General features: G+C 71.2%; 16 protein-coding genes. 8 read left to right on the top strand and 8 right to left on the bottom strand.

Annotation, left to right across the window (positions count from 1 at the left end):
- The first annotated feature begins 88 nt into the window (after positions 1–88).
- Positions 89–1,003, top strand: coding sequence for a helix-turn-helix transcriptional regulator (locus tag ABZ192_RS15165; protein ID WP_356924955.1), 915 nt, complete (start codon positions 89–91; stop codon positions 1,001–1,003).
- Positions 1,004–1,091: 88 nt separating this feature from the next.
- On the opposite strand, the gene ABZ192_RS15170 is transcribed toward ABZ192_RS15165, so the two are convergent.
- A complete protein-coding gene (locus ABZ192_RS15170) occupies positions 1,092–1,919 on the bottom strand; it encodes an SAM-dependent methyltransferase (RefSeq protein ID WP_356924956.1) in 828 nt (275 codons plus the stop codon).
- A 236-nt stretch (positions 1,920–2,155) separates the two neighbouring features.
- Between ABZ192_RS15170 and ABZ192_RS15175 the strand changes: the two genes are divergently transcribed.
- From ABZ192_RS15175 to ABZ192_RS15185, 3 genes are all read left to right on the top strand, one after another.
- Positions 2,156–4,546: a nitrate reductase gene (locus ABZ192_RS15175; RefSeq protein WP_356924957.1), complete on the top strand. Its 2,391-nt coding sequence runs from the start codon at positions 2,156–2,158 to the stop codon at positions 4,544–4,546.
- Positions 4,543–5,034 carry a hypothetical protein gene (locus ABZ192_RS15180; RefSeq protein ID WP_356924958.1) on the top strand — a complete coding sequence of 164 codons (492 nt, stop codon included), beginning with the start codon at positions 4,543–4,545 and terminating at the stop codon, positions 5,032–5,034. Before ABZ192_RS15175 ends, ABZ192_RS15180 begins: the two co-directional genes overlap by 4 nt.
- Before the next feature lie 139 nt (positions 5,035–5,173).
- On the top strand, positions 5,174–6,859 hold the full coding sequence (locus tag ABZ192_RS15185) for a tetratricopeptide repeat protein (protein WP_356924959.1): 1,686 nt from the start codon (positions 5,174–5,176) through the stop codon (positions 6,857–6,859).
- Here the strand turns inward: ABZ192_RS15185 and ABZ192_RS15190 are convergent.
- Entirely contained in the window at positions 6,787–7,569 is a 783-nt protein-coding gene (locus ABZ192_RS15190; protein WP_356924960.1) for a 2-oxoglutarate/malate transporter, read from the bottom strand. The genes ABZ192_RS15185 and ABZ192_RS15190 overlap by 73 nt on opposite strands.
- 46 nt (positions 7,570–7,615) lie before the next feature.
- Here ABZ192_RS15190 and ABZ192_RS15195 point away from each other — a divergent pair, with 46 nt between their 5' ends.
- Together ABZ192_RS15195 and ABZ192_RS15200 are read left to right on the top strand one after the other, a co-directional pair.
- On the top strand, positions 7,616–8,242 hold the full coding sequence (locus ABZ192_RS15195; protein WP_356924961.1) for a helix-turn-helix domain-containing protein: 627 nt from the start codon (positions 7,616–7,618) through the stop codon (positions 8,240–8,242).
- 87 nt (positions 8,243–8,329) lie between these two features.
- On the top strand, positions 8,330–9,187 hold the full coding sequence (locus ABZ192_RS15200) for an RICIN domain-containing protein (protein ID WP_356924962.1): 858 nt from the start codon (positions 8,330–8,332) through the stop codon (positions 9,185–9,187).
- A gap of 14 nt (positions 9,188–9,201) precedes the next feature.
- Here ABZ192_RS15200 and ABZ192_RS15205 read toward each other — a convergent pair whose 3' ends face one another.
- Genes ABZ192_RS15205 through ABZ192_RS15220 form a run of 4 tightly spaced genes read right to left on the bottom strand, consistent with a single transcriptional unit; the run spans position 9,202 to position 14,653 of the window.
- Positions 9,202–10,203, bottom strand: coding sequence for an oligopeptide/dipeptide ABC transporter ATP-binding protein (locus tag ABZ192_RS15205; RefSeq protein WP_356924963.1), 1,002 nt, complete (start codon positions 10,201–10,203; stop codon positions 9,202–9,204).
- The gene (locus ABZ192_RS15210) at positions 10,196–12,190 is read right to left on the bottom strand and encodes a dipeptide/oligopeptide/nickel ABC transporter permease/ATP-binding protein (protein ID WP_356924964.1); all 1,995 of its coding nucleotides are present in this window, start codon (positions 12,188–12,190) and stop codon (positions 10,196–10,198) included. The genes ABZ192_RS15205 and ABZ192_RS15210 overlap by 8 nt, the downstream gene beginning before the upstream one ends.
- A gap of 14 nt (positions 12,191–12,204) precedes the next feature.
- Positions 12,205–13,131, bottom strand: coding sequence for an ABC transporter permease (locus tag ABZ192_RS15215; RefSeq protein WP_356924965.1), 927 nt, complete (start codon positions 13,129–13,131; stop codon positions 12,205–12,207).
- 13 nt (positions 13,132–13,144) lie between these two features.
- Positions 13,145–14,653, bottom strand: coding sequence for an ABC transporter substrate-binding protein (locus ABZ192_RS15220; RefSeq protein WP_356924966.1), 1,509 nt, complete (start codon positions 14,651–14,653; stop codon positions 13,145–13,147).
- Positions 14,654–14,922: 269 nt separating this feature from the next.
- Between ABZ192_RS15220 and ABZ192_RS15225 the strand changes: the two genes are divergently transcribed.
- Positions 14,923–18,084: an RICIN domain-containing protein gene (locus ABZ192_RS15225; RefSeq protein ID WP_356924967.1), complete on the top strand. Its 3,162-nt coding sequence runs from the start codon at positions 14,923–14,925 to the stop codon at positions 18,082–18,084.
- Between the two features lie 67 nt (positions 18,085–18,151).
- Here ABZ192_RS15225 and ABZ192_RS15230 read toward each other — a convergent pair whose 3' ends face one another.
- The gene (locus ABZ192_RS15230) at positions 18,152–19,597 is read right to left on the bottom strand and encodes a glyceraldehyde-3-phosphate dehydrogenase (protein ID WP_356924968.1); all 1,446 of its coding nucleotides are present in this window, start codon (positions 19,595–19,597) and stop codon (positions 18,152–18,154) included.
- Between the two features lie 169 nt (positions 19,598–19,766).
- On the opposite strand from ABZ192_RS15230, the gene ABZ192_RS15235 reads away from it, so the two are divergent.
- Entirely contained in the window at positions 19,767–20,669 is a 903-nt protein-coding gene (locus ABZ192_RS15235) for a hypothetical protein (RefSeq protein ID WP_356924969.1), read from the top strand.
- A gap of 40 nt (positions 20,670–20,709) precedes the next feature.
- Here ABZ192_RS15235 and ABZ192_RS15240 read toward each other — a convergent pair whose 3' ends face one another.
- A complete protein-coding gene (locus ABZ192_RS15240; protein ID WP_356924970.1) occupies positions 20,710–22,101 on the bottom strand; it encodes an SLC13 family permease in 1,392 nt (463 codons plus the stop codon).
- Between the last annotated feature and the right edge of the window lie 103 nt (positions 22,102–22,204).

Raw genomic sequence — 22,204 nt, forward strand, 5'->3', positions numbered from 1 at the left:
TTGCATAGGGCTGCTCTGAGGGATGCGAGCGCGCCCGGCGGAGTGCGATAGTGTAAATCGCCCTTGTGCCGGTCTGCTGGGAGTCAGGATGTCCGCCGCGTCGCGTCGCATCTCCCGTCTGGAACCCTACCTGGACAGGCCCGAGCCTGCGCCGACTCTGCTGAAGATGCTGGTCGGCGTACAACTGGCCGGCTTCCGTGAGGACGCCGGGCTCGCCCAGGACCAGGCGGCGCGCGCCGTCGGCTTCAGTGCCGCGAAGCTGTCCCGCATCGAGTCCGGCAAGGGCCGCCGCCCGCCGACGGAGAACGACGTCCGTGCGCTGCTCCAGCTGTACGGCACCGACGACTACGAGGCCTCGGTGCTGCTCAAGCTGTTGCAGCGCGCCGGCGAGCCGGGCTGGTGGCAGCGGTACGACAAGCGGCTGATGCCCGAGTGGTTCGACCGCCTGGTCGGACTCCAGGAGGCCGCCGCCACCATCCGTACCTTCGAGATCCAGTACGTGCCCGGCCTGTTGCAGACACCCGCCTACACCAGGGCCGTGGTGGAGCGCGGCCTGCCGAACGCGCCGTCCGGCGAGGTGGAGCGGCGCGTCGAACTCCGCAGGCACCGGGCACGGTTGCTGTTCCGGCCGGACGCACCGCAGCTGTGGGCGGTCATCGACGAGTCCGTGCTGCTGCGCGTCCTGGGCAGCACCGAGGTGATGCGGGAGCAGCTCGCGCACCTCGTCGAGATGGCCGAACGCCCCAACGTGACCCTGCAGATCGTCCCGCTGAACGTCACGAACGCCTCGGCGCCCGCCATCCCGGTCACGTATCTGCGCTTCGGCGGCCTCGACCTGCCCGACGTGGTCTACCTCGAGCACATCAAGAGCGCGAACTTCCTCGAGGACCGCGACGAGACGGAGGAGTACCGGATCGCGCTCGACCGCCTCGCGGACGAGGCGCTCAAGCCCCGTGACTCCCTGGAACTGCTGCGCACGACGATGGCACAGCGCTACGCCTGACACGCGAGTGCCGCGTGCGGGACGACCGGCGTCCCGCACGCGGCAGCTGCGTCACTTCTCCGGGCACCACTGCCGCAGGGAATCAGCGTCACCCCTCCAGGGGAATCCGCCCCACACCGCCGAACTCGATCCACTCGTGCGTGAGCTGACGGGGTGCCACCTCGGTGTCCGGACGCCACGTGGACACCTCCACCAGCCCCGGCTCCAGGATCTCCAGACCCTCGAAGTACGTGGCGACGTCCTTCTCCTCACGCACGCGTCCCCAGTGCCCCTGGGTCGCCTGGTCCATGAAGTTCGTGACGAAGGCACGGACCTCGGGGTCCTCGCTGACCAGCTGGCACATCACCAGGAAACTGCCGGGCGCGAGCCGCTCCCGTACGCGGCGGGCCACCGCCAGCGGTCCGTCGGTGTCGCTGTCCGGGATGCAGTGGAACACCGAGTTGAACAGCACGCACACCGGCTGGGAGAAGTCGATCAGCCGCTTGGTGTCGGGGTGGTCGAAGATCAGGTCGGTCTCGCGCATGTCCGCGTGGATGACGCTGGTGCGCTCGTCCTGCTCCAGCAGCGCACGGCCGTGGACCAGCACCATCGGGTCGTTGTCGACGTACACCACGTGGGTCGAGGGGTCGATGCGCTGGGCGATCTGGTGCACGTTGTCCTGCGTCGGCAGGCCGGATCCGTGGTCCAGGTACTGCCGGATGCCGTACTCCTCGGAGAGGGTCCGCACGACCCGCTGGAGGAAGCGCCGGTTGTTCAGGGCCAGACGGCGCGTGCTGGGCACGACCTTGTCGAGCTCCTCGCACGCCGCGCGGTCGGCCGCGTAGTTGTCCTTGCCGCCCAGGTAGTAGTCGTACATGCGCGCTGCCGTCGGCACGCTCGCGTCGATCTCGGTGGACAACTGCTTCTCGGAGTGCATCGTTCCCCCTGCGTGGTGCCGCGCCAACGGACTGGCTGGACAGGAAGTACATCCTAGGGAGGGGGAGTTGGCGGCTGCCAGCCCAGTGGCGAAGGTGCCCGCGATCGAACGACCGGGTGATCGTCTACCGCGACGGTGCGTGCCCTCTGTGGCATGCGTGTGTACTCAGCGTCACCGGAGTTGCGGGGTCACTGCGGGGTACTCGTCACGGACGTTCTCCCGTGGGAGGTGGGACCATGGACACCTCGGCCGACCGGATCGCGGATCCCTGGGGTGTGCGCACCCCCTACGCCCCCGGCACGCCCTGGCCTTCGCGGACGGACACGCACCTGCGGGCCGGGGTCGCCGAGCAGGACGTGGAGCGCTGGGTGCAGTCCGCCTCGCTGCTGCACTCCAACGGGGACGCGATGGACATCGCGGTGCGCGAGGGCCGCATCGTCGGAGTGCGCGGCCGGGCCGCGGACCGGGTGAACCGCGGACGCCTGGGCCCCAAGGACCTCTACGGCTGGCAGGCCAACGCCTCCCCGGACCGGCTCACCCGGCCCCTGGTCCGTGAGCACGGCCGGCTCGTGGAGTGCGACTGGGACACCGCCATGGACCGGATCACCGCCCGGACCCGGGACCTCCTGGACGACAAGGGCCCGGGGTCGATCGGCTTCTACACCACCGGGCAGCTGTTCCTGGAGGAGTACTACACCCTGGCCGTCCTGGCCCGCGCCGGCATCGGCACCAACCACCTGGACGGCAACACCCGGCTGTGCACGGCGACCGCCGCCGAGGCGCTCAAGGAGACCTTCGGCTGCGACGGACAGCCCGGCTCCTACGAGGACATCGACCACGCCGACACCATCGCCCTGTTCGGGCACAACATGGCGGAGACGCAGACCGTTCTCTGGATGCGGCTCCTGGACCGCCTGGAGGGAAGCGCCCCGCCCCGGCTCGTATGTGTCGATCCGCGGTACACGCAGGTCGCCCGGCGCGCCGATGTCCACCTGGCCCCGCGAGCGGGCACGAACGTCGCACTGCTCAACGCGCTGCTGCACGAGATCATCCGCACCGGCCGCGTCGACCGGGCCTACGTCGACGCGCACACCGTCGGCTTCGAGGAACTCGCGGCCATGGTCGAGGAGTGCACCCCCAGGTGGGCGGCCGGGATCTGCGACGTGCCGGCCGCGCAGATCGAGCGGGCCGCGGAGGTCCTCGGCACCGCCGAGCGTCTGCTGTCCACGGTCCTCCAGGGCGTCTACCAGTCCCACCAGGCCACCGCTGCCGCCGTCCAGGTCAACAACCTGCATCTGATCCGCGGCATGCTGGGCCGCCCCGGCCGCGGACTCCTCCAGATGAACGGGCAGCCCAGCGCCGAGAACACCCGCGAATGCGGCGCGGACGGCGACCTGCCGGGCTTCCGCAACTGGCAGAACGGCCAGCACGTGGCCGAACTGGCCGCCGTATGGAACGTGACGCCGGAGACCATCCCGCACTACGCACCGCCCACGCACGCCATGCAGATCTTCCGGTACGCCGAGCAGGGCTCGATCGGCCTGCTGTGGATCACCGGCACCAACCCGGCCGTGTCCCTGCCCGAGCTGTCCCGCATCCGTTCGATCCTCGCCCAGGAACGGCTGTTCGTGGTCGTACAGGACCTGTTCCTCACCGAGACCGCGCAGCTCGCCGACGTGGTGCTGCCCGCGGCGACCTGGGGCGAGAAGACCGGCACCCTCACCAACGCCGACCGCACCGTGCACCTGTCGGAGAAGGCCGTCGAACCACCCGCAGAGGCCAGGGCCGACCTGGACATCTTCCTCGACTTCGCCCATCGCATGGACTTCCGTGACAAGGACGACGGGCCGCTGATCACCTGGCACGACCCCGAGTCGGCGTTCGCGGCCTGGCAGCGGTGCGGCGCCGGCCGCCCCTGCGACTACACGGGCCTGAGCTACGACCGGCTGCGCGGCGGCAGCGGCATCCAGTGGCCCTGCACCGAACAGGCCCCCGACGGCACCGCACGCCTCTACACAAACGGCATCACCCACGCCCACCCCGACACCTGCGAGAGCTACGGCAGGGACATGGTCACCGGGGCGAGCGTGGAACCCGTGGAGTACCGGTCCCTCAACCCGGACGGCAAGGCCGTCATCAAGGCCGCGGAGTACCTGCCGCCCCACGAGGACACCTCCGCCGACTACCCCCTCCAGCTGATCACCGGCCGGACCGTGTACCACTTCCACACCCGCACGAAGACCGCCCGCGCTCCCGAGCTGAACGCCGCCGCGCCGGACGTCTGGGCGGAGATCTCACCCGCCGAGGCGTCGGCCCAGGGACTCGCCGACGGCGACCTCGTGCAGGTCACGACCCCGCGCGGGGCGGTGCGCGCCCGCCTGCGCACCACCGCGATCCGCGACGGCATGGTGTTCCTGCCCTTCCACTACGGCTACTGGGACACCCCGGCCGGCCACCACCCGCCCGACGACGGCCCGGGCCGCGCCGCCAACGAGACCACCGTCACCGACTGGGACCCGGTCTCCAAACAGCCACTGTTCAAGACCGGCGCGGCCCGTGTCACCCTCGTCGCGCGGCGCGCGAGCGACACCGGCGCCCGGACCGAGACGGCGCGGAGCAGCACATGACCGGCATCAAAACCACCCTCCGTCTCCTCCACGACGGTGAAGGCGACCTGGAGCAGGACCTGCTGGCCGCCGCCGCACGGCACCACACCGACCACGAGTTCCACCATGTCGCGCTCGACGTCGCCCGCTGGTCGCGCGAGCACGCCGCCCGCCTCGCGGACGCGGGCCGCGACCGCGGCCTCGATCTGTCGGGACCGCGCGGCAACTCGTCGCCGGGCGCGCTCGCCACGCTCCGGGAGAAGGCGTCGGAAGCCCTCGGGCGGCGCCCCGCGACCGGCCTGCTCCTCCTGCACGACCTGCGTGATCTGCACCTGGCCGCCGCGCGGAACTCCCTGCACTGGGAGATGCTCGCCCAGGCGGCGCAGGCCAGCCGGGACGAGCGGCTCCTGGCGCTGGTCACCGACTGCCACCCGCAGACGCTCCGGCAGCTGCGCTGGACCAACACCCAGATCAAGATCCTGGCGCCGCAGATCCTGACCGGCGTCTGACCCGGCTCCCCCTCCAGGCGTCCTCCCGCCGCCCGAAGAGGCCCACTGATTAATCTGGAAATGCGAGAATTCATCGGTGAATGAGGGTGTGTCCGCAACCGCTATTCTCACGGCTCCCGGCCGCTTTCCAGGAGAAACCATGGGCGACTATTACGACCTCGGCACGCACAGCCGTCCCGTCACCACCTCGTCGGCCGAGGCCCAACTCTGGTTCAACCGCGGCCTGGTGTGGACGTACGCCTTCCACCACGAGGAAGCCGTCGCCTGCTTCGAAAAGGCGGCGGAGGCTGATCCTGAGTGCGCGATGGCCTATTGGGGCATCGCCTACGCGCTGGGCCCGAACTACAACAAGCCCTGGGAATTCTTCGAGGGCGAAGAACTGGCGCGGACGGTGGAGCGTACGCACGCCGCGGTGGAACGAGCCCATGAGAAGGCCGTCCGGGCCACCCCGGTCGAGCAGGCTCTGATCGGCGCGCTGCGGGCCCGCTACCCGCAGCCGGAGGCCGTCGAGGACTGCTCGGTGTGGAACGAGCCCTACGCGGACGCGATGCGCGCGGTCTACGAACTGGCGCCCGACGACCCGGACATCGCCACCCTGCACGCCGACGCGCTGATGAACCTCACCCCCTGGCAGCTGTGGGACCTGATCACCGGTCAGCCGGCCGAGGGCGCACGGACCGCGGAGGCCAAGGCCGTGCTGGAAGGCGCGCTCGCGACCGACGCCGGCGGTCGGCACCCCGGCGTCCTGCACCTCTACATCCACCTGATGGAGATGTCCCCGACACCGGAGCAGGCCCTCACCGTCGCCGACCGGCTGCGCGGCATCGTCCCCGACGCCGGGCACCTGCTCCACATGCCCTCGCACCTCGACGTCCTGTGCGGGGACTACCGCCAGGTCGTCGCGGCCAACAGCGCCGCGATCGCCGCCGACGAGAAGTACCACCGGCGGGCCGGCGCGATGAACTTCTACACCCTCTACCGGGCGCACAACTACCACTTCAAGATCTACGGCGCCATGTTCCTCGGCCAGTCACAGGTCGCCCTCGACACCGCCGCCCAGCTCGAAGCCGCCATCCCGGAAGACCTGCTCCGCGTGCAGAGCCCCCCGATGGCCGACTGGCTGGAGGGCTTCCTCGCCATGCGCGTCCACGTACTGATCCGCTTCGGCCGCTGGGCCGACATCCTCGACCTGCCCGCCCCCGCCGACCCGGAGCTCTACGCGGTGACCACCGCCATGCGCCACTACGCTCGCGGCGTCGCCCTCTCGGCCACCGGCGAGGTCGCCCGGGCGGAGGCCGAACGGGAGCTGTTCCGCGCGGCGGTGAGCCGGGTGCCCGAGACGCGGATGCTGTTCAACAACACCTGCCGGGACATCCTCGCCGTCGCGGCGGCCATGCTGGACGGAGAGCTCGAATACCGCAGGGGCAACCACGACCTCGCCTTCGCCGCCCTGGAGCGGTCCATCGAGTTGGACGACGGCCTCCCGTACGACGAGCCGTGGGGTTGGATGCAGCCCACCCGCCACGCCTACGGTGCCCTCCTGCTGGAACAGGGCCGGGTGGCGGAGGCCGAGGCCGTCTACCGCGCGGACCTGGGCCTCGACGACACCCTGCCCCGGCCCCTCCAGCACCCCGGCAACATCTGGTCCCTGCACGGCTTCCACGAGTGCCTGCTCCGGACGGGCAAGACCGCCGAGGCGACTCTCGTGGCCCAGCAGCTGAAGATGGCGACCGCGCTGGCCGACGTCCCGGTTCAGGCGTCGTGCTTCTGCCGCCTGGACACCGAGCCGCCCGGCCCTCGGTCCGCCGACGGGTGTTGCCACTGACCCGCAGCCCGGTGGTCCCGCGGCCGGTGTGCGCGCATCAGGACGACGCCGTACACGACGATCCACACCACCCACATCAGCCAGCCGACGAGGCCGAGCAGACCGAGCGGGCCGGTGTGGTCGACGACCAGCGGGGTGAGCACGGCCGAAGCGGACAGCGGCACCGCCGCCACCAGCCCCCACCTGCCGTGCCAGGGCCGGATCAGCCCGGCACGCAGTCCGCCGACGGACAGGCCGACGAGCGCGAGCGCCAGGAAGGTGCCGTTGAGGGTGAACAGTGCGTCGTGCAGCGCCCAGAGGCTCGTGTCGGCGCCGACCCCGTCCGCAGTGGTCGACGCGAGCGCCAGCCGGATCGCGACCACCGCGGCGAAGACGGCGTTCTGCAGAACCAGCCCGGCGAATCCGACCAGGGCCCACGCCTCGCCCCGGTCCCGCTCGGACTGCCACAGCACACTCACCGCGCCCGCGCCGAACAACGTGGCCATGATCCACGCCGCGGGTGTGAGCGCGGAGCCGAGGCCGACCAGGTCCCCGTGTGCGCGGAAGAATCCGTCCACCTCCCCGATACCGGCGCCCGTACGCGGCAGACCGGCCGGGACCAGGACCGCGTTCCCGGCGACGATGAGGAAGGCGAAGGTGACGGCGGCGAGACCACCGATCCGGGCGAAATCCATGGTGGCCGGGCCGGTCCCCGGCTGTTTGCGTAACATATATTGATTATAGGCAGCGTTAAACGAATAATGAGAAGGGCAGGGCATGAGCGAGGAGCCGGGGCGGCGGCGGTACGACTCGTTGCGCCGCACAGCGCAGGCGCAGCAGACCCGTGCGGAGATCGCCCGTGCCGCGCTGGAGCTGTTCGTGTCCCGCGGGTGGACCGCCACGACGGTGCGGGACGTGGCGCGCGAGGCGGGCGTGTCCGTGCCGACCGTGTACGCGGCGTACGGGAACAAGACGGGGTTGACCCGCGCGCTGGCCGACGCGGCCGATCTCTCGGCGGATGTGCCGCAGTTGATCACGGAACTGGAGTCGTCCACGACGGACCCGGCCGGGCAACTCGCCGCGATGGCCGGCTACGACCGGCGTCTGTACGAACGCGCCGGCGAGGTCATCACGCTCGTACGGGAAGCGGGCCGCTCTGATCCCGAGCTGGCCACGCTCTACCACGACAGTCGCGTCCGCGGCGACCGGACCCGGGTGCAGGTCTTCTCCTCCTGGCCGGCGGGCGTCCTGCGCTCCGGCCTCGACGTGCCGTCCGCGGTCGATGTCTACGCGGCGCTCTGCAACATCGACGTCTACACCGTGCTGACCGGTGAACGCGGGTGGTCACCCGACCGGGTGGAGCAGTGGTGGTGCGGGGCGCTGGTGCGTGAACTCCTGAACTGACCGGGGCGTCCGAAACCCACGTGGTGGAACGGGACTGGCAGAATCCCTGATTGTCCACCGCCGAGGGCGGGACGAGGATGGCCGGACATGGGGAGAGAGCGTCCGTTACCGCAGGAGGCGCGCAGCGCCGCCGAGTTCGTGGCATGCATGCGACGGCTCAAGGAACAGGCCGGCCTGACCTACCGCCAGTTGGAAGCGAGCGCGGAACGGCGCGGGGACGTGCTCGCGCGCAGCACCGTGGCCGACGCGCTGCGCCGGGACTCGCTGCCGCGTGCGGCGGTGGTCGCCGCGTTCGTCCGTGCGTGCGGGAGGGGTGAGGACACCGACACGTGGCTGGAGGCCAGAGACCGGCTGGCCGCCGCCGAACCGCCGCCGCGGGCGGAGGACGGACCGAGGCCTGAGGGTGAGGGCCCGAGGCCTGCCGGTGAAGGGTCGAAGCCTGACAGTGAAGGGCCGACGCCGGCCGACGAAGGGCCGGAGCCCGAGGGGCCGCCGGAACACTCTGCCCTGTCAACAGCCGAGATCCTGGCCGCGAACCCGTCCCCGGCGCCGGTCGCAGGCCCAGTGCGAAGCCGACGAACTCTCGCCGCCACCGCCACCGCCGGGCTGCTGCTCGCCGCTGTGGGGGCCTGGGCGCTGCTGCCCGGCGAGGAGGGCGGCCGGGACGCGGCGGCGCGTGGGGCCGGGGTCGCAGCGGGCCTCGCTTCCTCCTCGGCGTCCACCTTGACCACCGGCATCGACAGCCCGGAACCAGGTCGGTCCAGGATCCGGCCCGCCCTGGGGCCCAAGGAGCCCAAGGGGAACGGATACCGGATTCACGTGGTGCACAACGGGATGTGTCTCGGCGTCAACGGCGCCGACGACCGTGCGGCGGGCGCCGAGATCGCCCAGCAGCGCTGCACGGGGTCACGGGACCAGGAGTTCCTGGTGGATCCCGTCGGCTGACGACGGCGCCGCCCTCACACAGCCACCGGTGGTGCCTCCTCCAGAGGGAAGTGGCACGCCGCACCGTGCGCGGAACCCGGGGGCGGCGGCGCGGGGACCTCCTCGGCGCACAGGTCCCGTACCTGCCGGCACCGGGTCCGGAAGCGGCATCCGGACGGCGGGTCGGCCGGGGAGGGGATCTCACCGGTGAGCAGGATGCGCTGCCGTTTGCGCCCGCCGCCGGCCACGGGGGAGGGGGCCGCCGACAGCAGCGCCTCCGTGTACGGGTGGCGTGGCCGCTCGTAGACCTCCTCCGTCGGGCCGGTCTCCATGATCTTGCCCAGATACATCACGGCGACCCGGTCGGCGAGGTGCCGCACCACGGACAGGTCGTGCGAGATGAACACGTACGACAGTCCCAGCTCGTCCCGCAGGTCGCACAGGAGGTTGAGCACCTGCGCCTGCACGGACAGGTCCAGGGCGGAGACGGGCTCGTCGCAGACGATCACCTCCGGCTCCAGCGCCAGGGCGCGGGCGATCCCGATCCGCTGCCGCTGCCCTCCGGAGAACTCGTGCGGGTGACGGCTCGCGTCCGAGGCACGCAGGCCGACCATCTCCAGCAGCTCGGCCACGCGGGCCGCCCGCTTCGACGTGGGGACGAGACCGCGGTGGGTCAGCCAGGGCTCGCCGATCAGATCTGCCGCGCACAGACGGGGGTTGAGCGAACCGAACGGGTCCTGGAACACCATCTGCACCTTCCGGCGCCAGGCGAGCAGCTCCGCACCCGACAACGTGAAGGGATCGACTCCCTCGTACCGCACGGTGCCCGCGTCGGGCCGCTCCAGCCGCAGGAGGACCCTGGCCAGCGTGGACTTGCCGCACCCGGACTCGCCGACCAGGCCCAGGGTCTCCCCGCGCCCCAGGGTCAGGTCCACCCCGTCCAGTGCCCGCAGCCGGGTGCCGCCCCGTACGGTCCGCCGGACCGTGAAGGTCTTGGTCAGCCCCGCGGCCTCCAGCAGTGGCCCGTGGTCAGGCATCGGCCAGCTCCTTCCCGAAGTGGCAGGCTGCCGCCCGGCCGGGCCTGGTGGCGGTCAGCGCCGGACGGTGGGTTGTGCAGCGCTCCCGGGCCATGGGACAGCGCGTACGGAAGGCGCAGCCGGCCGGCACCGCGCCCGGGTCCGGCGGGCTCCCCGGGATGGAGCTCAGCCGGGAGCCCCGGTGCTGCCCGGCCGGTACGGACGCCAGCAGGCCCTGTGTGTAGGGGTGGTGGGGCCTGCCGAACACCTCGGCGACCGGCCCGGTCTCGACCACCGTCCCGGCGTACATGACGGCGACCCGGTCCGCGTGCTCGGCGGCGAGCCCGAGGTCGTGTGTGATGAGGACGAGCGCCGTCCGCTGTTCGCCGCGCAACGCGCGCAGGAGGTCCATGATCTGCGCCTGCACGGTGACGTCCAAGGCCGTCGTGGGCTCGTCGGCGATCAGGACGTTCGGCCGCAGAGCGACGGCCGTCGCGATCAGCAGGCGTTGACGCATCCCTCCCGAGAACTGGTGCGGATAGGCGTCCGCGCGGGACCGGGCCTCCGGGATGCCCACGCGTTCCATCAGCTCCACCGCCCTCGCCTTCGCCGCGCGCCGGGACAGGCCCTCGTGGATGCGGAACGGCTCGGCGAGCTGGGTGCCGACTGTGAGGACGGGGTTGAGCGCGCTGAGCGCGTCCTGGAAGACCATGGCCACACCGGGGCCGGCCAGCCGGCGTCTGGCCCGTGTGCCGAGCCCGAGCAGATCCTCGCCGTCGAGGCGCACCTGCCCGCCCACCACCTCCGCGACCGGGTCGAGCAGACCGGCGACGGCGTGGGCGGTCATGCTCTTGCCGCAGCCCGACTCGCCCAGCAGCGCCAGCGTCTCGCCCGACCGCACGGAGAAGCCGACCCGGCGGACGACATGGACGGGCCCGGTCGGGGTGTGGACGTCGACGGACAGGCCGTCCACGACCAGGACGTCGGCCGCTGCCGACTGTTCGGTGCCGGTGGGACGGCTGCCGCCGGGAGCAACGGCCGTGTCCGGTTCAGCGACGGCGGAGCCACGCGTTGCCGGGCGAGACCACCGAGCACGCCGCCCACTCCGCCGAACCCCTTCCCGCCACCGCTGCCCCGGGTCGGTCGTCATCCGTGCCCAGGAGGCGAGAACGGTCGCCGAGACGGTCGTGAGGACGATCGCGAGCCCCGGGAAGAACGCGATCCACCACGCGCTCTGCAACTCCTGCCGCCCCTGGGCCACCATCAACCCCCAGCTCACGTCGGGCGGTTGGATGCCGATGCCCAGGAAGCTCAGCGACGACTCGGCCAGCATCACGAAGCAGAAGTCGAGCGCGGCGACGGTGAGCAGCGTCGGCAGCACACTCGGCGCGACATGCCGGCGGATGGTCGCCCAACCGCCCGTGCCGAACGTGCGGGCCGCGTCCACGAACAGCCGGCTGCGCAGCTCCGCCGCCTCGGCCCGGGCCGTGCGCAGGTACACGGGGATCCGGGCGACGGCCAGCACCAGCACGATGCTCGCCGCGCTCGGCGAGAAGACGTACAGCACCACCACGGCCAGCAGCAGGGAGGGGAAGCTGAGGATCACGTCGGCCACCCGCAGCGACACGTTCTCGCGCCAACCGCTGTGATACCCCGCCCACATGCCCCATACCGAACCGATGAGCAGCGAGCACAGCACGGCCGGTACCGCCACGGCCAGTGTCGTCCCGGCCGCGGTCAGCAGCCGCGCCGCGACGGGCCGGCCGAGGGAGTCGCTGCCGAGGACGAAGGCCCAGCCGTGGTCGAGGCTGAAGGGCGGCCGGCCCGGGGCGCGCAGGTTCTGCCGGGTCGCCAGGTCCTCGGCCAGCAGCGGACCCAGGACGGCGCACAGCGCGACCAGGACCAGGACGAGGGCCGCCGCGCAGGCGAACCGGTCCCGGAGCAGCAGGGTGAACCACCGGCGCCGTACGGTCGTAACACCCGCCTCGGGTGTGGCTTTCTGAAGCATGTCCCGTCCTTGGCTCATGCCGCCGCCCGCTGCCGTACCCGCGGGTCGAGCAGCGCGTGGCAGAGGTCCACCAGGATGTTGAGGGCGAAGATCGCCAGAGCGGTCAGGAGCACCGCCGCCTGAAGCACCGCGAAGTCGCGCTGGAGCACCGAGTCGATCATGAGCTTGCCGATGCCGGGCCAGCCGAAGATCGTCTCGACGACGACGGCCCCGTTGACCAGCCCCACGGCCAGATCACCGGCGACGGTCAGCGCCGGTGCGGCCGCGTTGCGCAGGGCGTGCCCGAAGACCACCCGGGGCTCGGAGGCCCCCTTGGCGCGCGCCACCTTCACGTACGGCGCGGACAGCGCGGAGACCATGGCGCCCCGCACCACCTGGACCAGCACGCCGAACGGCCGGATCAGCAGCGTGGCCACGGGCAGTACCCACGCCGCCGCGCCGCTCGTGCCCGAGGTGGGCAGCCAGCCCAGGGTGACCGCGAAGACCAGCACGCCCATGATGGCGATCCAGAAGTCGGGGACGCTGGCCGCCGTGGAGGACAGGAAGCTCGCGATCCGGTCGGTCGCCGAGTTCGGGCGGTAGGCCGCCAAACTGCCGATGACCACGGCGCCGACGATGGCGAGCAGCATCGTCCAGCCGGCGAGTTGGAGGGTGGCGGGGAAGGCCCGCAGGACGGCCTCGCCGGCCGGCTGGGCGGTGCGCAGCGACTCGCCGAAGTCGAGATGGACGACTTGGGCGAGGTAGTCGCCGAACTGGGTGATCAGCGGGTCGTCCAGGCCGTTGCGGGCGGCGAACTCGGCCCGCATCTCGGGCGTCGCGCTCAGCGGCAGGTACAGGTTGGCGGGGTCGCCGGTGAGGCGGGCCAGGAAGAACACGCCGAGCACCACCACGAGCAGTGGCACGACGCTGGAGACCGCGCGGCGGCGCAGCAGGGTCAGCACGTGATGTCCTCCCTCAGTCCGCGCGCCGCATGTCGGCGAGCCGCATCTCGTCGTTGGTGGACGGATCGGGCCGGTAGCGGACCTTGGGGGAGAGGGCCAGCAGTCCGGTCATGTTGGCCATGACGGCGTCCCGTACGACCTTGTCGTTCTGGTACGTGAACGCGTCCGCGAACGCCTGCTGCCGTTTCCCGCCCGAGGCGAGCTCGGCCCGTTCGATGAGCGTGTCGAGCGCGTCCGTGCCGTAGCTGCTCTGGGCGCCCTCGCTGCCGTAGATCTGCGCCATCGTGAACGCGGCGTCCCCCGCCTGGTTGCCGTGCTGCGCCTGAAGCAGGGTGGGGCCGGTGTCGCCGGCGGGGAAGGGGCGCAGCAGGTACTCCAGCCAGGCGTTGACGTCGAGCATCTTGATCCTCACCTTCAACCCGGCCTTGATCAGACCGTCCTGGACGACCTCCATCGCCTCGGCGGCCTTCGGGTAGATGCCGTTGCGGCCGATGATGGTGATGGTGGTGTCGGTGCGGACTCCGTCGGCGCGGGCCTCGGCGACGAGCTTCCGGGCCCGTTCGGGGGCGTAGGGCCACGGCCGCAGGCGCGGGTTGTGGCCGGTGACGCCCTGCGCCACGAGCTGACCGGTGGGCCGGCCGGCGAAGACCGCCGTGACCAGACCCTCCCGGTCGATGGCGTAGTTGACGGCCCGCCGGATCCGGATGTCGTTCAAGGGCGGCTTGGTGGCGTCCATCCGCAGGTACGAGACCTCGTTGGTGGCGAACTCGACGGCCCGGTCGCCCGCCCCGTCCTCCGGCGCGAGCCCGATCGCGACATCGGCCTCGTCGTTCGTCACCATCGCCGCGCGCACACTGCCCTCGGCGCGCCAGACATAGGTGGCGGCGTTGAAGTCGGGGGTCTTGCCCCAGTAGCCGGGGAAGCGCTTGAGCCGCAGATACCGGCCCTGGTTCCACTCGTCGATCCGGTAGGGCCCCGTGCCGACCGGCTCGCGGACCCGGGAGTCGGGGTCGGTGCTCGTCGGCACGATCTCGACGAAGGACAGGCGCAGCGGCAGGATCGGGTCGGGCTTCGCCGTGGCGACCCGGAGCGTCGTGTCGTCGACGGCCGTGGCGGTGACCTCGCTGTCCGCGAAGATGTAGCCGTCGACGTTGCAGTCGATCCCCGAGTCCGTGGCCCGCTTGACGGAGAACGCGGCCGCTGTCGCCGTGAACGGCGAACCGTCGTGGAAGGTGACACCCCTGCGGAGGGTGAAGGTCCACGACGTGGCCGAATCGCGGGTCCACTTGGTGGCGAGGGCGGGTTCCAGGCGTCCGGTGGACGGTTCGCGCTCGGTGAGCGCCTCCGTGATGTTGGCGCGTGTCACCCGGCCCGTCGCGGTCAGCGAGGCGTCACACGGTTCGAGCGTCGGCGGTTCCTCGGGCAGGACGATGCGCAGTGTGTCGGGGCCGCCACCGATGGGGTCGGCCCCGGCCACCGAGCAGCCGGAGACGGCGAGCAGGACGGCGAGGGACGCGACCATCGGACGACTGCGGGATAAGCCTGAACCGGTCACTGCGCCTGCCGCGTTCACTACGCCTCCCGCGTTCGCTCGCGTACACAACAGAGAACATCGTTTAGATATGTGGACGATCTGTGGGCGATCATTATTGGGCTGGCAAGGCGGAGCGCGTCAAGAGGTGTGCGTCGGTTCCCAACGCGCCCTACCTCTTGACGTGTTGATTGCCGTCCTAAAACATTCGGGAAACTCGATTGGTTCTGCGTGGTTCTGTTCGCTCTCGAAGGGAATTCATGTCCAGCAGACATCGCCCCGCCCGGGCACTGGCGGTCGGCATCCCCCTGGTCCTCGGTGCGGGACTCATGACGGCACCCCCTGCCGCTGCCGCCGAACCGCCCGGCAGCGCGGTCACGGTACGGATCGACCCGTCCTACCGGCAGCAGGAGTTCGAGGGGTGGGGGACGAGCCTCGTCTGGTTCGCCAACATCACCGGCCGCTACCCGGAACCCATCCGGCAGAAGCTCGCCGACATGCTCTTCGGTGAGGACGGCCTCCGCCTCAACATCGCGCGCTACAACATCGGCGGCGGCAACGCCCCGGACGTCCGCAAGGACTACATGAAGACCGGCGCGACCATGGACGGCTTCTGGAAGGCCCCCGAGGGCACCACCAGACAGGACACCGACTGGTGGAACCCCGACAACCCCGACCACTGGGACTGGTCCGCCGACCCGGGCCAGCGCTGGTGGGTGGACCGCGTCAAGAAGAAGGTCACCCGCTGGGAGGCGTTCAGCAACTCCCCGCCCTGGTTCCAGACCGTCAGCGGCTACGTCTCGGGCGGCTTCGACGCCAACACCGACCAGATACGCGCCGACCGCGTCGACGACTTCGCCACTTACCTGGTCAAGGTGACCGAGCAACTGGAGAAGAAACACCGCATCGAGTTCGACACCATCGCCCCGCTCAACGAGCCCAACACCAACTACTGGGGCACCCAGATCGGCCCCGACGGACAGCCCACCGGCGGCCGCCAGGAGGGCGCGCACGCCGGCCCGGAGCTCCAGCAGAAGGTCGTCCTCGCCCTGCAGCGCGCACTGGAGAAGTCGAGGACCCGCGCGACGATCTCCGCGATGGACGAGACCAACCCCAGCACCTTCGTGCGCAACTGGAATGCCTACGACAGCTCCGCCCGGGCCGCCGTCGACCAGCTCAACGTGCACACGTACGGCACCGGCATGCGCACCAGCGCCCGGGACAGCGCCAAGGCCGCGGACAAGCCGTTCTGGATGAGCGAGGTCGAGGGCACCTGGGGGACCGGCACCGACTTCACCGGCATGGAACCGGGGCTCGGCATCGCCACCCGGGTCGTCGAGGACATCCGTGAACTGGAGCCGTCCGCCTGGGTGTTGTGGCAGCCCGTCGAGGACTCCATCCCCCAGGCGGCAGCCGGCAAGAACTGGGGCAGCATCCACATCCCGTTCAACTGCACCGCGAAGGACACCCTGGAGACCTGCCCGATCAAGGCCAACACCAAGTTCCACACCCTGCGCAACTTCACCCACCACATCCGGCCCGGCGACCACTTCGTCAAGGCCGACGACCCCTCCAGCGTCGCCGCCGTCCGCAAGTCCGGCCGCGGGGCGACCGTCGTGCACGTCAACAGCGGCACCACCCCGCGCGCCGTCACCCTGGACCTCTCGCGGTTCAAGCGCGTCGCCCCCGGTGCCACCGTCACGCCCGTGGTGACCAGCGCCGGCGGAGCGCTCGTCCGCGGCACTCCGGTGAAGGTGAAGGACGACTCCGCGACCGTGACCGTCCCGGCGAAGTCGGTCACCACCCTCCTCGTCGACGGCGTGTCCGGCACCGCCGAGGACGCCGCGCTCGTCCAACCCGGCCACGTCTACCGCCTCCAGGGAGCCCAGAGCGGCAAGTCCCTGGCCCCGTCCGCCGACGGCAAGGGTGTCGTCGTCCGCACGGCCGACCAGGCCGCCAAGTCCCAGCTGTGGTCCGTGAAGAAGCTGACCCGCGGGGACGGCAACCGTGACCGCTACGCCCTCGTGAACGCGGAGACGGGCGGACGCCTGGCCGTACGGGACGACGAGGCCGTTCTCGAAGACACCGACACACCGGCCGCGCAGTGGATCATGTCGACCACCGGGGACGGCACCTGGACCTTCGTCAACGCCGCCACGGGCCGGCTGCTCGACGTCGTCGGACAGTCGACGGCGGACGGCGCCCGCGTGTCGGCCTTGCTCCCCACCTCCACCGCGAACCAGCGCTGGGCCGTGACCGACGAGACGGTGCTGCGTACCGAGCCCGCCAAGGCGTTCACCGTCCCCGGCCGCGCGCCCGAACTGCCCGGCACCGTGACGCCCGTCTTCCGGGACGGCGCCCGGGGCGCCCTCCCCGTGCGGTGGACGCTGCCCTCCGAGACACGCTGGAGCAAGCCCGGAACGGTGCGGGTGAAGGGCAGGGTGACCGACGCCCTCGGACGGACCGTCCGCGCCGAGGCGGTCGTCACGGTGGACACCATCGCCTCCACCCTCCCGGCCCGCGCCAAGACCTACACCGGTGGACGGCCCGGCCTGCCCGCCACCGTCACCGGCCTCGGACGGCACGGCGGCACCGCCGAGCTGCCGGTCACCTGGGACCCCGCACCCGACGGTGTCTTCGACGACGCCGGAGTGGTGACCCTGCGCGGCACCGCCCACATCCCCGGCGGCACCGCGGCGGCGGCGACCGTACGCGTCCAGGTCACCGCACCCCGGGAGAGGAACGCCGCGCCCGACGAGGGCGTGACGGTCGGCGCGACCTACACCGAGAGCGGGTACTCCGCCGAGGGCCTGCGCAACGGCAACACCTCCGAGAAGGCCTGGTCGAACTGGAGGTCCGGCACGAAGAACCCGTCCGACACCATCACCTTCACCCTGCCCGGGGCACGCGATCTGACCCGGGTCGTGACCCACTTCCACCGCGACGGCACCAACGTCAGCTTCGCGGCGTCCCTCAAGGTGCAGGTGCGCGGGGCCGACGGCACCTGGACCGACGCGAGCGAGACCGTGCCCGTCGGTACCGAGGGCACACCCGTCGCCGACGTCCCGGTGCGCGCATCCGGCCCGGTGACCGGGGTGCGCGTGGTGATGACGGCCCGGCCGGGCGGCTACATCACCCTCGGGGAGATCGAGCTGTTCGCCAGGACACCCGGAGCCTCGGCGGATGCCGCCGCCGCGTCGGTCGAGGTGGACGGCGTGGCGATCGACGACTTCGACCCGGAGAGGACCGGCTACCGCGTGAGCACCGGCCACCCGGACCGGGCGAAGGTCACCGCCACGCCGCGCGACCCGTACGCGGACGTGACCGTCCGCAAGGAGTCGTCACGCGTGGCCGTCGTCACCGTGAACAGCGAGGACGGCTCGAAGGCACGGCAGTACAGGATCGAGCTGACCCGCTCCTGACGCATGAGAACGCGGGGCGTGCCAGCCGGACACGCCCCGCGTGGTCCTCGGGGATCAGGCGGAGGGCTCAGACCGCCGGAGCCGGGTACGTCGGGTACTCCACCCCGGACACGTGCTGTACGACACGGATGACCTGGCAGGAGTAGCCGAACTCGTTGTCGTACCAGAGGTAGAGGATGGCGTTGTCGCCCTCGACCTTGGTGGCGCCGGCGTCGACGATCGAGGCGTGACGCGAGCCGATGAAGTCGCTGGAGACCGCGTCAGGGGCGCTGATGAAGTCGATCTGGCGCTTCAGCGGCGAGGTCAGCGACACCTCGCGCAGGTAGTCGAGGACCTCCTGGCGGGTGGTCTCGCGCGCGAGCTGGAGGTTGAGGATCGCGATGGAGACGTCCGGCACCGGGACCCGGATGGAGCTGCCGGTGATCTTCGCCTTGAGGTCGGGCAGCGCCTTGGCGACGGCGGAGGCGGCACCCGTCTCGGTGATGACCATGTTCAGCGGCGCGCTGCGGCCCCGGCGCTCGGACTTGTGGTAGTTGTCCAGCAGGTTCTGGTCGTTGGTGAACGAGTGGACGGTCTCCACGTGCCCGCGCTGGACCCCGAACTCGTCGTCCATCGCCTTCAGCGGCGGCACGATCGCGTTCGTGGTGCACGAGGCGCAGGACAGGATCTGCTCGTCCGGCTTGATGGTGTCGTGGTTGACGCCGTGCACGATGTTCGGGACGTCGCCCTTGCCGGGCGCGGTCAGCACGACCTTGTCGATGCCGGGACGCAGGTGCTCGGACAGGCCCTCGCGGTCGCGCCACTTGCCGGTGTTGTCGATGAGGATGGCGTCCTTGATGCCGTACGCCGTGTAGTCGATCTCCGACGGGTCGTTCGCGTAGATGACCTTGATCGCGTTGCCGTTGGCGACGATCGTGCTGTTCGCCTCGTCGACCGTGATCGTGCCCTGGAACTGGCCGTGGATGGAGTCGCGGCGCAGCAGCGAGGCGCGCTTGACGATGTCCTGCTCGCCCCCGCCGCGCACGACGATGGCCCGCAGCCGCAGGCCGTTGCCCGAACCGGACTTCTCGATCAGCAGCCGCGCCACGAGCCGGCCGATGCGGCCGAAGCCGTACAGGACGACGTCCCGGCCCTCGCGGCGCTCGATCTTGTTGGCCCCGGTGGCACCCGCGACGGCCTCGGCGGTGAACTCGGCGACCGACAGACCCCGGTCGTCCTCGCGGTACGTCGCGGCGAGCATGCCGATGTCGATCTGGGACGGCCCGAGGTCGAGCTCGGCCAGGGTCTGCAGGAACGGCAGCGTCTCGGTGACCGAGAGCTCAGCGCCGGCGATCTGACGGGCGAACCGGTGGGTCTTGAGGATGCTGACCACCGACTTGTTCACCAGGGAGCGGCTGTGCAGCAGGACGGTCACGTCCCGCTCCCGGTGCAGCTTCCCGATGATCGGGATCATCGACTCCGCGATCTCCTCGCGGTTCTTCCAGTTGGTGAACGAGTCGTCGTTGACAGTCACAGATCCATCTTTCGAGCTAGGCGGCGCTCATATGTTAAACCGTCGATTTCCGGATCATGAACGGGGTACCCCCGGAGCGTTCCGCCCCGCCGGAATGCCGCACTCCACGAGCCCTTCAAGGCCTCGCCTGGGATGATCGGAACAGCGCCTCCATGCGAAAGGGACGCTCATGGACTTCGACGCTGTGGCCGACGAGCTGTACGCCCTGCGACCGGAGGAGTTCACGGCCGCCCGCTCCTCTGCCGTGGCCGCCGCCCGCACGGCCGGCGACCGGGAACTCGCCGAGCGGATCGGCGCGTTGCGTAAACCCAGCCTCGCGGCCTGGGCGAGCAACCTCCTCGTCCGCAGCCGGCCCGGCGATGTCGAGCCCCTGCTCCGCCTGGGCGAAGGGCTGCGGCAGGCCCACCAGTCGCTGGACCGTACCCAGCTGCGCGAACTGAGCCGGCAGCAGCACGCCCTCATCCGCGCCCTGTCCGCTCAGGCCCGACAGCTCGCCGCGGAAGCCGGACATCCGATCGGCGAAGGCGTGCAGCGCGAGGTCGAGAACACCCTGCACGCCGTTCTGGCCGCCCCCGAGGCCGCCGAGGCATGGGCGAGCGGCAGGCTGGCCAAGCCGCTCAGTGCCGCCGTCGGCTTTCCGGCCGCCGCGTCGAGCGCCGTCAAGGAGAGGGCCGTCCCGGACAGCGCCACGACGCAGCGCCGCACGTCCGCCGCGCCGGCCCCGTCCCGTCCGGACCGGAAGGCCGGCGAGCAACAGCGGCGACGGCTGGCGCAGGCCCGCCGGGAGGCCGAGGCCGCCGACCGGGAGCTGCGGGCGCTGAAGGACGAGGCGGCGGCCGCCGCCCAGGCCGCACAGGAGGCGAAACAGCAGGTGGACCGCCTCCAGCAGCGCGTCGACGAACTCGGCGAGGAGCTGGCCCGCACCAGGGAGCAGCACCAGCAGGCCCGCTTCGCCGAGCGGTCGGCCCGGGAACGGGCGCGCACGGCCGACCGCCGCGTCCGCGAGGCGGACCGCAAAGCGGCGACGGCCGCCGCCCAGCTCGACCGTCTGGCCTCATCGGCGGACCGGTAGCCGGCCGGTTCCCCCCGGGGGGCGGGATGCCGATTCTCCGTCAGAGGGAGAGGGCGCCGGTCAGGACGGCGGCGGCGGTCATCACGAGTGTGGTGGCGAAGGCCCAGCGGAAGATGAAGCGCTGGTGCTCGCCGAGCTGGACGCCGCTCATGCCGACCAGGATGAACGTGGCGGCGGTGAGCGGGCTGAGCGGGAAGCCCGTCGTCATCTGGCCGAGGATGGCGGCCCGGGCGACCTCGGCCGGGTCGGTGCCGAAACCGTGCGCCGTCTCGGCGAGGACGGGCAGGACACCGAAGTAGTAGGCGTCCGGGGTGAAGACGAGACTCAGCGGCATGCCCGTGACGGCCACGAGGACCGGCAGATGGCCGCCGAGGGAGTCCGGTATCACGGACACGAGCGCCTCGGCCATGTCGTCGATCATCCCGGTCCCGGTGAGGACGCCCGTGAACACACCGGCCGCGAAGATCATGATGGTCACGAGCACGACGTTCTTCGCGTGCCGGTCGAGCAGCGCCTGCTGCTGTTCCCACGTGGGGTGGTTGGCCAGGAGAGCCACCGCGAACCCGAGGACGAACAGCACCGGCAGCGGCATGACCTCCAGGATCAGCGCCACGATGAGCACGGCGGTCAGCAGCAGGTTGAACAGCGTCAGCCAGCGCGGCGTGGGCACGGCGACCCGGACGGCACCCGGCCCGTCACCGGGGGCTGGGGGTCTCGCGGGAACCGGTTCGTCGCCGGCCGTAGCTGCAAGCGGCTCTCCGGTGGCCGTAGCGGCAAGCGGCTCTCCTGTCGCGGTCTTCGCGCCCGGCCCGGTGAGAGCGCCGAGCCGCCGCCGCTCCCGGCGGCCGATCAGCCAGGACGCCACCAGGACCCACGCGATCCCGACCCCCATCGCGGGCAGCACGGGCGTGAAGACGTCCGAACTCTCCAGCTTCAGCGCCGCCATGGCCCGCACCGTCGGCCCGCCCCAGGGAATCATGTTCATCACGCCCGCCCCCAGGCAGACGACCCCGGACAGCACCAGTGGACTCATGCCGAGTTTCCGGTAGACGGGCAGCAGCGCGGAGACGGTGATGAGGAACGTGGAGGCACCGTCCCCGTCCAGGGCCACGCACAGCGTGAGGACTGCCGTTGCGACGGTGACGCGCAGCGGATCGCCCTTGGCCAGCCGCAGCAGACGGCGGATCAGTGGATCGAACAGACCCCGGTCCACCATGAGGCTGAAGTACAGCACGGCGAAGGCGATCATGATGCCGGTCGGGGCCACCTTCGACAGTCCGTCGAGCACCATCCCGCCCAACTCGCCCGCGGATCCGGCCGCCAGCGCCGCGAGCACCGGAAGCACCACGAGCGCGACCAGCACCGAGACCCGTTTGGTCATGGTGAGCAACAGGAACAGGGCGATCGTGGCGAAGCCCAGGGCTGCCGGCATGGTGGCTCGCTTTCTCGGGTCGCGGTTCCCGGCGCGGAGAGCGGGGCGGGACGGGGCGTACGGGGATAGCCGAGAGTGTCCGAGCGCCGCACGATCCCTGTCC

Origin of the sequence: Streptomyces sp. NPDC006235 (genome assembly GCF_040613735.1) — a bacterium.
Taxonomy (GTDB): Bacteria; Actinomycetota; Actinomycetes; order Streptomycetales; family Streptomycetaceae; genus Streptomyces.